Source organism: Perspicuibacillus lycopersici (assembly GCF_025660475.1).
GTDB classification, from domain to species: Bacteria; Bacillota; Bacilli; order Bacillales; family Caldibacillaceae; genus Perspicuibacillus; species Perspicuibacillus lycopersici.
Map to the genome: position 1 here is coordinate 28,500 of NZ_JAOUSF010000005.1, position 12,903 is coordinate 41,402.

13 protein-coding genes are annotated in these 12,903 nt (G+C 35.7%); 7 read left to right on the top strand and 6 right to left on the bottom strand.

Annotation, left to right across the window (positions count from 1 at the left end; translation table 11 throughout):
* The first annotated feature begins 2 nt into the window (after nucleotides 1-2).
* Both OEV98_RS14190 and OEV98_RS14195 read left to right on the top strand, forming a co-directional pair.
* Complete coding sequence (locus OEV98_RS14190) at nucleotides 3-422, top strand: acyl-CoA thioesterase (RefSeq protein ID WP_263074015.1); 420 nt, start codon at nucleotides 3-5, stop codon at nucleotides 420-422.
* Between the two features lie 52 nt (nucleotides 423-474).
* The gene (locus tag OEV98_RS14195) at nucleotides 475-789 is read left to right on the top strand and encodes a hypothetical protein (protein WP_263074016.1); all 315 of its coding nucleotides are present in this window, start codon (nucleotides 475-477) and stop codon (nucleotides 787-789) included.
* 115 nt (nucleotides 790-904) lie between these two features.
* Here the strand turns inward: OEV98_RS14195 and OEV98_RS14200 are convergent, their stop codons facing one another.
* Nucleotides 905-2,059 (bottom strand): CapA family protein, encoded by a 1,155-nt coding sequence (locus tag OEV98_RS14200; RefSeq protein WP_263074017.1) that lies wholly within the window; start codon nucleotides 2,057-2,059, stop codon nucleotides 905-907.
* Nucleotides 2,060-2,427: 368 nt separating this feature from the next.
* Between OEV98_RS14200 and OEV98_RS14205 the strand changes: the two genes are divergently transcribed.
* Nucleotides 2,428-2,832 carry a FixH family protein gene (locus OEV98_RS14205; RefSeq protein WP_263074018.1) on the top strand — a complete coding sequence of 135 codons (405 nt, stop codon included), beginning with the start codon at nucleotides 2,428-2,430 and terminating at the stop codon, nucleotides 2,830-2,832.
* A gap of 72 nt (nucleotides 2,833-2,904) precedes the next feature.
* On the opposite strand, the gene yidC is transcribed toward OEV98_RS14205, so the two are convergent.
* Together yidC and OEV98_RS14215 are read right to left on the bottom strand one after the other, a co-directional pair.
* A complete protein-coding gene (gene yidC, locus OEV98_RS14210; protein WP_263074019.1) occupies nucleotides 2,905-3,666 on the bottom strand; it encodes a membrane protein insertase YidC in 762 nt (253 codons plus the stop codon).
* Nucleotides 3,667-3,700: 34 nt separating this feature from the next.
* Nucleotides 3,701-3,991, bottom strand: coding sequence for a hypothetical protein (locus OEV98_RS14215; RefSeq protein ID WP_263074020.1), 291 nt, complete (start codon nucleotides 3,989-3,991; stop codon nucleotides 3,701-3,703).
* A 190-nt stretch (nucleotides 3,992-4,181) separates the two neighbouring features.
* Between OEV98_RS14215 and spoIIP the strand changes: the two genes are divergently transcribed.
* Entirely contained in the window at nucleotides 4,182-5,303 is a 1,122-nt protein-coding gene (gene spoIIP / locus OEV98_RS14220) for a stage II sporulation protein P (protein ID WP_263074021.1), read from the top strand.
* Between the two features lie 56 nt (nucleotides 5,304-5,359).
* Here spoIIP and plsY read toward each other — a convergent pair whose 3' ends face one another.
* The 3 genes from plsY to OEV98_RS14235 form a co-directional block, all read right to left on the bottom strand.
* Nucleotides 5,360-5,962: a glycerol-3-phosphate 1-O-acyltransferase PlsY gene (gene plsY, locus OEV98_RS14225; protein ID WP_263074022.1), complete on the bottom strand. Its 603-nt coding sequence runs from the start codon at nucleotides 5,960-5,962 to the stop codon at nucleotides 5,360-5,362.
* A gap of 377 nt (nucleotides 5,963-6,339) precedes the next feature.
* Nucleotides 6,340-6,819, bottom strand: coding sequence for a spore coat protein (locus OEV98_RS14230; protein WP_263074023.1), 480 nt, complete (start codon nucleotides 6,817-6,819; stop codon nucleotides 6,340-6,342).
* Between the two features lie 71 nt (nucleotides 6,820-6,890).
* On the bottom strand, nucleotides 6,891-7,130 hold the full coding sequence (locus OEV98_RS14235; RefSeq protein ID WP_263074024.1) for a hypothetical protein: 240 nt from the start codon (nucleotides 7,128-7,130) through the stop codon (nucleotides 6,891-6,893).
* 477 nt (nucleotides 7,131-7,607) lie between these two features.
* On the opposite strand from OEV98_RS14235, the gene OEV98_RS14240 reads away from it, so the two are divergent.
* The 3 genes from OEV98_RS14240 to parC all read left to right on the top strand — a co-directional run bounded on the left by OEV98_RS14240 (nucleotide 7,608) and on the right by parC (nucleotide 12,827).
* A complete protein-coding gene (locus tag OEV98_RS14240; protein ID WP_263074025.1) occupies nucleotides 7,608-8,018 on the top strand; it encodes a CoA-binding protein in 411 nt (136 codons plus the stop codon).
* Nucleotides 8,019-8,381: 363 nt separating this feature from the next.
* Nucleotides 8,382-10,361 carry a DNA topoisomerase IV subunit B gene (parE, locus tag OEV98_RS14245; RefSeq protein WP_263074026.1) on the top strand — a complete coding sequence of 660 codons (1,980 nt, stop codon included), beginning with the start codon at nucleotides 8,382-8,384 and terminating at the stop codon, nucleotides 10,359-10,361.
* A gap of 3 nt (nucleotides 10,362-10,364) precedes the next feature.
* Nucleotides 10,365-12,827, top strand: a complete 2,463-nt coding sequence (gene parC / locus OEV98_RS14250; protein ID WP_263074027.1) for a DNA topoisomerase IV subunit A — start codon at nucleotides 10,365-10,367, stop codon at nucleotides 12,825-12,827.
* The last annotated feature ends 76 nt before the right edge of the window (nucleotides 12,828-12,903 follow it).

Sequence of the window (12,903 nt, forward strand, 5' to 3'; positions counted from 1 at the left end):
TTATGTTCGTTTCTACAACAGAAGTAACAGTAAGATATTCAGAAACAGATCAAATGGGTGTTGTATACCATGCTAATTATGTGATTTGGCTAGAGCTAGGAAGAACGAAATTAATTGAAGATCTCGGGTTTCGTTATGCCGATATGGAAAAAGAAGGAATTCTTGCGCCAGTAACGGATATTCAAGTTTCTTACAAAAAACCGTGCAAGTATGGGGAAACGGTTACTGTAAAAACATGGATTGAATCCTACGATGGATTACGTACAAAGTATGGATACGAAATTTTAACGGAATCTGGAGAAGTGGCGGTAACAGGTACTTCTAGTCATGTTTGTGTAAAAAAAGAAACATTTCGCCCGGTTTCTGTGCGAAGACTATTCCCTGATTGGCATGCAGCTTACGAAAAGGCAAAAAAGCAGTGAAACCATTCGTAAATCTACAAAGTAAAGGTACGTATAAAATGGAGGAAATAACATGGCATTTGGCATCCGGCGCAACCAATTGGAAAAATGGAAGCAAAAAATTGATCAAGGTGAAATTGCTTTTTTAACCCACTACTGGTATGACGCCAGGTTTCCAGATGCAAAAACGGTAACGAAGGTTGGTTGTAATGATATCCCAAAATTGATTCAATGGGGAAAACAGTATGGCCTTAAAGAAGAGTGGATGCATCATCGCAAGGATGGTTATTCTCACTTTGATTTAATCGGAGATATTGAAAAGCGAATTTTAATAGAAGAGGGAAAATTTTATACGAATCGTATATTGGTGAAGGAAGATAGGAACTAAAAATTAGTACGATAATTTTGTATGATAAATGTGAAGCTTCATGGAATAGATGGCGATAAAAAATGGGACAAGATACGATATCTTTCCCATTTTTTATCGCCATAATTTACAGTTTTTACTGAACTATCCATTGAAACATATGATCGATTATTTCCTTTTGTTTTTCACTTGCATTGCTTAATCCAAAATTACCGGCATCCTGTAATGGAACAACACGATAATTATGTAAATTCGTATTCGATACATAGGTAGGCAGGAATGTTGGTTCAGACAATTCGATGCTTACGCCACTATTGGTAACCGTTTTGGTTACGTTAATTTCCGCAACCCCACCAATGTCCTTGTAATCCCACATTTGACCCGATAAGAAGTTCCCAAGCGAATAAACAACAAACGTTTTATGTCCATCAACTTCAATCCATTCCATTGGTTGCAATACATGTGGATGATGTCCAAAAATGATGTCTACACCATAGCTTGCAAGCTCTTGGGCAATATATTTTTGTTCCTCGGATGGGACTCGTTGATATTCATTCCCCCAATGAATACTCATTACCACTACATCTGCTTCTTTTTTTGCTCGTATGATTTCTTCCTTCATTTTATCTAAATCAATCAAATTTACTAAGTAATCTTTTCCTTCAGGTACGGGAATACCATTTGTTCCGTACGTATAGGAAAGGAAGGCAAAATTGATCCCCTTTTTATTGATTATTCGTAATGTATTTTGATCTTCGACGTCTTTATAGTGACCTACGTATGTTTGACCAACACGTTCATAGTAGTTAATTGCATTTAGTATCGCTTTTTCGCCACGATCCAATGTATGGTTGTTTGCAGTAGAAACAATATCGACACCACTATCGATTAACGCATCTCCTACTTCGTAAGGACTATTAAAGCTTGGATAGCTGGAAACGCCAATTTCCGCCCCACCTAATAGGCTTTCTTGATTCGCTAATAAAATATCTGGTTGTAATAATGTATCACGTATATATTGAAACATCGGTTTAAAATCATAGCCATCCTCTGTTTGGGCATCTTGATATACCCAATCATGGATAAGAATATCGCCGATTGCCCCAATTGTTACGGTTTCCTGCCAAGTTTTGTATTGAGGAGCTGCTATCGTTCGCGTTCCATTAGAAGTGACAGTATGAACGGTTTTTGATTGCTCGTTTTGAGCAGAAACAAATTGGTATAAGCCACCTAAAATGAGAAATAAGGCAAAAATTGTTAAAATAATATATAGGTATTTATTTTTAAGCATAATGAATCCCCTTGTATTTGTATTACCATTTGGTTATATGTAAGCTTTCTAGATCATTATAACTATAATATATATTGAGTAGAGAGGGAAGGAAGAATACAAAAAAATGTTGAATTTTGATGAAATTTGTGTGAAAAGAGAACTAATGAAATTGAAAAAAAGCCATCTTCATAATTCTTTTAGTATAACCAATAGATAATTGTCGTATGAAAATGAATTGGTAAGAAAAGCTATCAAATTTCATTTGAATCAATAGAAGATTACCATTTTTGTCAAATTTGTCACACGCATCGGTGGAAATCAAATGTATGCTAAAGATGGAATTTACTATTAACACTGTTTATATACAAAATAAAGGAAGTGTATGTATGAAAAAAATACTATTATTCAGTTTGCTGTCTAGTATTTTTATTTTCTTAACTGCTTGTAATCAAGAGAAACAAAATAGTGGGGAAGTCCCAGAAATGGTGGATGTTCAATTAGAGGTGCCGAAGCAAGCGGAAGCGGGAGAAGCAGTTACTCTAGCTGCACATGTAACCCAAGGAAATGAGAATGTTGATGATGCAGATGAAGTTATTTTTGAAATCTGGGCAAAGGATAAAAAGGAAGATAGCACGATGGTGGAAGTAACACAACATGAGAAAGGGATCTATCAGGCGGATTATACGTTCGATGAGAGTGGAATCTATTATGTTCAATCACATGTAACAGCAAGAAGAATGCATGTTATGCCGAAAACAGAAATCGTTATTGGAGAGTCTTCAAAGGAATAAAGGTAAGTAGATCATTATACATACAAAAAAATCGCCTTTCATTGAAAAAGGCGATTTTTTCGTTTTTATTTATTACATTTGAGCAGTTGTTGCACTGCTTCCATATAATTTTTTCGTTAAATAAGTTTGACCGATTAAGTAAATACCACTCATTGCCCAATAAAGGGAAAGCGCACCGTTTGTAGTCATTGCTGCAATTAAAATCATAACAGGGGACATAAGACCCATAATTTTCATTTGATTTCTTTGTTCAGGTGGAACATTCATCATCGATACTTTGAATTGTAAGAAATACGTAATTGCTGCGATAATCGCCATAATGATATTTGGTTCCCCTAGGTTGAACCAAAGGAAAGAATGTCCTGCAATTTCAGGAGATAAACGAATTGCATAATAAAGTCCCATCCAAATTGGAATCTGTAATAACATAGGTAGACATCCAACATTTAACGGATTGAAGTTATGTTTTCTGTATAATGCCATCATTTCTTGTTGAATTTTCGCTTGTTCTTCTTTTGATTTTGCCGCTTTTAATCGTTTTTGAATTGCTTCCATTTCTGGTTTAATAATTTCCATTTTTTCACGCATTACTTGTTGCTTCTTCGCCGCATTAAGTGCAAAAGGTAATAATATCGTACGCACGATGATGGTGATAGCAATTATAGCCAAACCATAGTTTTGTCCGAAAAAGTCCCCGATTGCTTTAATAGAATAGGAAAATGGATATACCAAATAATCGTGGAAAAATGCTCCTTCTGTTTGTGCTGCGGAACAACCAGATAATAAAATAATGGATAACACAAAAGTTAAAAATAATACTACTTTCTTTTTCACCAATATTCCTCCCTTAGGATTTCGTTTCATTTCTTCATGCATAAAGTAAGAAGGATAATGGTTCCTCGCCGTCGTCCTTGCGACAATCTTTTCTTCGAATTGTTTTCGTTAACCAGCGAATAAAGAGAAATGATACTCGATTGCTAGTATGTACGGAACTTTTTTGTCTCGATAAGTGAAAATTGTCAAATTCATATTCTTGATTTTGGACTGAGTAACATACGATCCATATACAGGAGATTTTTAATAGATAGTAAAGAATTAAACTTACATATGCAGAATATAGAATAAAATTCTGCCATTGTTCGGTTAGAAATTCAAACATAAAAGGAACTCCTTATTGATGAATCAAATTGATTCTCATTTTATAGTATAGCACTAGTAAAAGTCAAGCCATTCCCTAGTTACCGGAATCTAGTAAATCAAGTTTCCTTTCCGCAAAAATAACTTTTTCTTCTAAAGTTCTCATTTCTATCATATCTATTAAATATCAAACAAACAATTAGGTGATAGATATGAAAATGATCGCAAAAATGATTTTATTTATCTTTTCGGTAATTTCCATTGTAAGTACACTATTAACAAATGAATCCAGTTTAATTTTGTCACGATTAATCCCAATTGATGGACAAGGTGCGGTGCAATCAGAAACTTTGTTAAAAATGATGTCGTCTGAGAATCATTATTTTAGTCAGAACGTAGAAACAGAGGATACATCGATTTTAAGTAATATGCTAGAAATAGCAACTAATATTAATATTAAAGATGTTCGTAGTTTAATATTTGATGAGGTACCAGGACTATTTGCGATGACATCAGATATTATTGTTGCTGGGGAAGGAACAGACTTCACCAATTTACCGATTGAATCCTCTCCGCCATTGGAAGAGCTTTTAAAAGATCGTGAAGTGGTGGAAGGGAGCTTAGATAATTTAGATGATGGAGATAAGGAAGAGCAGCCGCCTTCCATCGAAAAACCGAAGAAAAATACCGTTTTTATTTACCATTCGCATAGTCGCGAGTCCTTTATTCCACATATTAAAGATACGAGTGGCGCTTCAACTGCTCAGCATAAAGATATAAATATTACTTTAGTCGGGAAGCGGTTAGGAGAAAAACTGATGGAAAAGGGGATTGGAACAGTAGTAGATACAACCGATATTCCAACCGTTCTTAGTGAACATGGTTGGGAATATTGGCAATCCTATGATGCATCACGTGAAGTCGTACAAGAGGCATTAGCGCAAAATGATGATTTTGTTTATTTATTTGATATTCATCGGGATAGTGCACAATGGAAAACGACAACAACTACGATGAACGGAAAAAATTACGCAAAGCTATACTTTGTTCTCGGAGAAAGTAATCCAAATTACAAGAAAAATGAGGAATTTGCGAAGGAACTAAACGCGATGATCAAGGAAAAATATCCAAAATTAACTAGAGGAATCTTTAGAAAAGATAATTCTGGAGGAAACAACGGAGTATACAACCAAGATTTATCACCAGATTCGATTTTAATTGAAATCGGGGGACCAGAAAACACGTTAGAGGAAATGTATAATACAGTGGATTTACTTGCTGATATTATTGCCGAGCATTATTGGGAAGATGATGTGATTGAGGTGAATGGGTAAAAAACATATAGAATTAGGCAAAAAAAGGACCGACATACTGTTGTCGGTCCAACGCTTTATAGCCATTTCACTTTAGGCTCGGTTTTATTCTTAATCCGTTTAATGTTCGCACGGTGTCGGTATATAACAAATGTTGCAAGTGCAAGTACGATTAATATTAATGGGATATCCCAAGTAATGAACGAATAAATTAATGCGACAATTGCAGCAATGATTGAAGATAGAGATACATATTTCGTAATGTATAACGATAGGAAAAATGCTGCTAATAGTACGACGAACATGAGTGGCACATAAAATAATAAAACACCGCCAGAGGTAGCTACTGCCTTACCACCGCGAAATCCAGCGAACAGTGGATACATATGGCCAACTACTGCGAAAATACCAGCGAGGAGCGGGTGGATATGTACAGTTGGATTCGAGAAAAAAGTTTCATATAAGAATGGCAAGCTTGCAGCTAACGTTCCTTTTAAAATATCTGCAGACGTAACAATCAAACCTGCTTTGACACCAAGTGTCCGAAAGGTATTGGTCCCGCCGAGATTTCCGCTCCCATGTTGACGAATATCCGTGTTGTAAAAAGCTTTCCCAACGATTAACCCAGAGGGAATCGACCCAATTAAATAAGCTAATATAAATATAATGGCATATGTCATGTAAAATACTCCTTCTAAACCGTCTATTCTATTTGAATTATACACGATGACGCTTCCATTTGTCATTTGTTTCTAATATTGATTGTATTTATTCTACTACAAAGGAACAACAGTTTTTTTGCTGCGTCAGTAGTTCATAAAATAATACGATAGCAAGCATAAATTGCTATCGTATTACAGTTTGGAAAAAAGTAGAAATTTTATACATGACAATGAGCGTTGCGTAAGTGTTTGTTAGAAATTTTCTATTTATGTCATTAGCATATTATCAACATGATAGCCAAGCAAGGATACAAAATAGTCGGTTTGAATAGTACATAAATATTCTATTCATTCATAGTAAAAAAATCCCTCTAACGAGAGGGATTGCTGAATTATTATAGAATATCTAGATTGATTAGTAGCGCAAGTAGAATTTGAAGTAGTAATTGAATATTAAGTGCAAGTTGAGTATCCGTAGTTTCCACACTAACTCCGCGAGAATTTTCAACAACCGTTTTCTGCTTCGTAATTTGGCGAATACCTGTCGCTTGATATAGCGATTGTGTTACTTCATCTACATCAGAGCTGGAGGCGATAGAAATATTTAAGATTAACGAGATTGTTGCATTAAGAGAGGCAACAAGGGAAAGAGCTGCCTTGTTATCGGTTGTATTAACCGAAACATCTGCAGAGTCACGGATATGAATAACTTCTTCTGATACTTGTAGTTCTTTTACTGTTTGAACAGCAGTTTGATCATCATCGTTATTAAAAATACTACTTAATGGATGCTCACTTGTTGGATCTAGTGCACTCCAACTAGGTTTTCTATCATGAGAATTATCTACTTTTGCACGATAAGTTTCTTGGTTCATCCTTTTTCCTCCTTTACCTATTTAATGATAAATTATGCAATATTCCTTTATTTGATTGGACATCAATAGAGTCATTTGCCTTTTTTTGAAAGTTTTGCATTCGTATTAGTAGTATTATTGTTTTTTTCTTCTTGTAACAACTCATTTACTTCGTTTTGAAGCTGGCTGAAAAGATTACGAATTTCTTCTTTTTCTTGCTTCGTAAGATTCTTATTTGGTTGAATATTATGTTTCTTCAATGTGTTTTTTACAAGAATGTTTACTAGGTCTTGCTGGGACTTAGGTAATGTAACCCCTTTACGCTCTGCCATTGTATCACCCTTTCTTATAAAAACTATTTACATCTATAAACTATGCTTCAAGTGATGTTGGTGTATAAGGCAACTGCGTAATTTTTCCTAGAAAAAATAGAAAATAATTTAAAATTAAGAAGGAATAGCAACCGCATAAGTGTTTACGTATAATAAAGAGAACTCGTGGGAAATAGGCCAGTAATAGATTTATGGGTCCAACGCCCTTTGAAAAACTTGGAAAATAATAGTAATATAATAATATTGGATACATGATTAATATCTTTTCTTATCGATCGGCATTTAAGATAAGCCGTTAAACTTTCGCTTCTTTACTGGAAAAGCAATAATTTATTTGTGCATTAGAGCGATCGTAAAAGGTATTTATTATTGCTAATTACGCTTATAAAATGTTCTTAAATGAAAAATTAGAAGTAAAGAAGGATTTTTTTATGATTGTAGAGAATAATGTTTACATGAAAGGGTAGGTGTTCTGATATGGTCGAAAACCCATCACTTGAAGAAATTGGAGCAATATTAAAAAATTCAAAACGAATAGCGGTTGTCGGATTAAGTGATAATCCAGAGCGTACTTCTTATATGGTATCAAAGGCAATGCAAGATGCAGGCTATGAGATTATTCCTGTGAATCCAACGGTTGACAATGTTCTTGGCGTAAAAGCAGTAAAGACATTGAAAGATATTCAAGGGCACGTGGATATTGTCAATGTATTTCGTCGCAGTGAATTTCTACCAGAAATTGCAAAAGATTTTGATGAAATAAATGCGGAAGTATTTTGGGCACAACAAGGTGTTGTAAACGAAGAAGCATACCAATTTCTTAAGACGCGTGGATATACTGTAATAATGGATTTATGTATTAAAGTAATGCATTCCCTTACAAAGTGAAACGGATATGCAAAAGTAGTAAACGTCTAGTAACCCATGTCTAACAAAATGATGATGATAGACAAAAGGTTGAACACACGCATTTTTCGTGTCAACCTTTTTCTTATGGAAAGATACGCTAGAACGTAATATTTCATATTTCCATTGAACATTATCAAACATTTGTTCTATAATGAGGACACATAGGTATAAACATGGTATTATTCATTAGACTAAAAGTAAATAATAACTTGCTTTCTGAAAAAGACTTGGTAAAATAGGCTATCTGTTGATATATTTAAAAAGGTAGACTATTACGAAGCAAATGACGATAAATGTAAAATTTGTTTTATTACAGAGAAAGATTTAGTTTTTGAAAGGGGAATGGTTGTGGCAAAAAATCAACCCATGGAATATAATGATGATTCAATTCAGGTATTAGAAGGCCTTGACGCAGTACGAAAACGTCCAGGAATGTATATTGGTAGTACGGATGCTCGAGGACTCCACCATCTCGTATATGAAATTGTTGATAATGCTGTTGATGAAGTGTTAGCCGGTTTTGGCGACCATATCATAGTAAAAATACACAAAGATAATAGCATCACAGTAATTGATCACGGTCGCGGGATGCCAACTGGTATCCACAAAACTGGAAAACCAACTCCAGAAGTAATTTTTACGATTTTACATGCTGGTGGTAAATTTGGACAAGGGGGATACAAAACAAGTGGCGGGCTACATGGTGTAGGTGCCTCTGTTGTAAATGCTTTGTCCGAAAGATTAGTGGTAACCATTAAGCGTGAAGGCTGGATTTATGAACAGCGTTTTGAACAAGGTGGAAAACCGGTAACAACGTTAGAGAAAATCGGCAAAACTAGAGAGACGGGAACAACGATACATTTCAAACCAGATCCTACGATTTTTTCGACTACTGTTTTTCAATATGACATATTAAGTGAGAGATTACAGGAATCTGCATTCCTACTTAAAGGGCTAAAAATAGAAATAATAGATGAGAGACAAGAAGAAAGACATGATGTTTTTCAATATGAAAATGGAATTGAAGCATTTGTGGAATATTTGAATGAAGAGAAAGACACATTGCATACTGTTGTTAGCTTTGAAGGCGAACAAAATGAAATTGAAGTAGATTTTGCATTTCAATTTCATGATGGCTATTCCGAAAGTATGCTATCCTTTGTAAATAATGTCCGTACAAAGGATGGAGGAACACATGAAGCGGGAGCTAGATCAGCAATGACCCGTGTGTTTAATGAATATGCAAGAAAAAATGGCCTACTAAAAGAAAAAGATAAAAATTTAGAGGGTTCAGATATTCGTGAAGGGCTCTCGGCAATTATTTCTGTTCGTATTCCTGAGCATTTATTACAATTTGAAGGACAAACGAAAGGCAAGCTTGGTACAAGTGAAGCCCGTTCTGCAGTAGAATCAATTGTTTCTGAAAACCTATCGTATTATTTACAGGAAAATCCAGAAACAAGCACATTATTAGTGAAAAAGTCGATTAAGGCAGCACAAGCAAGAGAAGCGGCAAGAAAAGCACGTGAGGAAGCCCGTAGTGGGAAAAAACGAAAAAAATCAGACGCACTCTTATCTGGTAAGCTAACCCCTGCACAGTCTCGGAACCCAGAGAGAAATGAATTATATCTCGTAGAGGGTGATTCTGCAGGAGGTTCTGCAAAGCAAGGGAGAGATCGTCGCTTCCAGGCAGTGCTACCGCTTCGTGGAAAGGTCATTAATACAGAGAAGGCAAAGCTTGCCGATATCATGAAAAATGAAGAAATCAATACGATAATTCATACGATTGGCGCAGGTGTCGGTGCGGATTTCAATGTAGAAGATGCCAACTATGATAAAGTTATTATTATGACAGATGCGGATACAGATGGTGCCCATATCCAAGTGTTGCTGCTAACCTTTTTCTACCGCTATATGAAGCCGTTAATTGAAGCGGGAAAAGTATATATCGCACTCCCACCACTATATAAAGTAAGTAAAGGTATCGGGAAGAATGAAAAAATCGAATATGCTTGGACGGATGAAGAATTACAAATCGTTCTCAAAAACTTTGGCAAAGGTTATATGATCCAACGTTATAAAGGACTAGGTGAGATGAACGCAGATCAACTTTGGGAAACGACGATGAATCCGGAAACAAGAACATTGATTCGTGTACGTATCGATGATATCTCTCGTGCTGAGAGAAGAGTGACTACGTTAATGGGTGATAAAGTAGAGCCGCGTAGAAAATGGATTGAAACACATGTAGCATTTGGAATGGAAGAGGATGGAAGTATTTTAGAAAATGAAAATATACAAGCGATCCATGAGGAGGTTTAATGAATGGTAGAATCTGCAGAGAATCTTCGTGACCTACCGTTAGAAGATGTAATCGGTGATCGCTTTGGTCGCTATAGTAAATATATTATTCAAGACCGTGCCCTGCCGGATGCAAGAGATGGTTTGAAACCTGTACAAAGACGTATTTTGTATGCAATGCATGTAGAAGGAAACACATCGGAAAAAGGATTTCGTAAATCTGCCAAAACAGTTGGTAATGTTATTGGTAACTACCATCCACACGGTGATACCTCCGTATATGATGCAATGGTTCGAATGAGTCAAGACTGGAAAATTCGCAATGTGCTGATTCAAATGCATGGAAATAACGGAAGTATTGATGGGGATCCACCAGCAGCGATGCGTTATACTGAAGCAAGATTATCAGAAATAAGCGCAGAGCTGCTTCGCGATATTGAAAAAGAAACTGTAGAATTTATACCGAACTTTGATGATACAGAAATGGAGCCAGTGGTGCTACCATCTCGTTTCCCAAATTTATTAGTGAATGGATCTACAGGAATTTCCGCTGGATACGCTACTGATATTCCGCCACACAATTTAGGCGAAGTTATTGAGGCTGCTATATTACGGATGAAAAATCCGAATTGCACGGTAGATGACTTAATGACTATTATAAAAGGTCCAGATTTTCCTACTGCTGGTATTATTCAAGGAGTAGAAGGACTAAAGAAAGCTTATGAAACCGGAAAAGGGAAAGTTATTGTTCGTGGGAAAGCGGAAATTGAATCAATACGTGGCGGCCGAGAGCAAATTGTAATTACAGAAATACCGTATGAAGTAAATAAAGCAAATCTCGTGAAAAAAATTGATGAATTCCGTTTGGATCGTAAAGTAGACGGGATTTCCGAAGTTCGTGATGAAACTGACAGAACTGGACTACGGATTGTCATTGAACTAAAAAAAGAGGCGGATAGCACAGGAATATTAAATTACCTATATAAAAATAGTGATTTACAAGTAACTTATAATTTTAATATGGTTGCTATCTATAACCGTCGTCCGAAATTAATGGGATTAACAGAGCTATTAGATGCCTATATTTCTCATCAAAAGGAAGTCGTTTCCAAACGAACACAATATGATTTAAATAAAGCAAAGGATCGTCAGCATATTGTAGAAGGTTTGATGAAGGCTTTATCGATCTTAGATGAAGTGATTGCAACAATCCGAGCTTCTAAAGATAAACGGGATGCGAAAAATAATTTAATTGCTAAATTTGCTTTTACTGAGCCACAATCAGAAGCAATTGTTTCCTTACAATTGTACCGTTTAACAAACACTGATATTACCCAGCTACAAAAGGAAGCGGAAGAACTAAGCAAAAAGATTGCCGAGCTTTCCGAAATTTTAGCAAGTGAAATCCAATTGCAAAAGGTCATTGTTAATGAACTAAAAGAGATTAAGAAGAAATATGCAGATGACCGGAGAACAAAGGTAGAAGAAAAAATAGAAGAATTAAAAATTGGATTGGAAGTATTAGTCGGTAGTGAGGATGTTATCGTTACTGTTACAAAAGAAGGCTATGTAAAACGGACAAGTTTACGTTCTTATGCTGCATCTAACGGAGAGGATTTCGGTAAGAAAGATACGGATTCCTTATTAACTGCATTTGAGATGAATACTACAGATGTTCTATTAATTTTTACAAACAAAGGCAACTACCTGTATTGCCCTGTGCACCAGCTTCCAGATATTCGCTGGAAGGATGTTGGTCAACACGTTGCAAGTCTAATTCCAATTGACCGGGATGAACAAATTGTGACAGCAATTCCTGTTAAGGACTTCACAAAACCTTTGTATTTATTATTTATTACGAAACAAGGAATGATTAAGAAAACCGAATTAAGCTTATACCAGGCACAACGTACATCAAAACCTTTAATTGCTATAAATCTAAAGGATGATGATGAGTTAATTGAAGTTACAATCACAGACGGTACGAAAGAAATCATTCTATCTAGTTATCTTGGATATGGTCTTCGTTTCCACGAAGAAGAGGTAAATCCAATTGGAGTTCGTGCTGCTGGGGTAAAAGGTATGAATTTAAAAGATGGAGATTATGTATCTAGCGGTAAAGTAATTGAGGATGCTAAGCATCAATCGGTCGTTGTCGCAACACAACGAGGAGCTGTAAAACGGATGCATATTGATGAATTTGAGCGACTAACTCGTGCGAAACGAGGCGTTCTTATGCATCGAGAATTAAAATCCAATCCTCACCGGATCATTGGTATGCAATTAGTGTATAACCAGGATATTATTGAGATTATGACAGAGAAAAATGAGTCTGAACGTGTAGAGGTTCAAAATTTACGCTATAATGATCGCTATTCAAATGGTTCGTTTATAGTCGATGAAAAAGATGCAGGTCTCACAACAACGCTTTCCGTTGTGTTAAAGGAACCTGTTAAAACAAATACCGAAGATGTGGAAGTAAAATAAAATTTATAAAGTATAATAATTAGCAGAGGGATAGCATACTATTCCTCTGCTTTTTATATCTGGGGTAGGTTGCAAC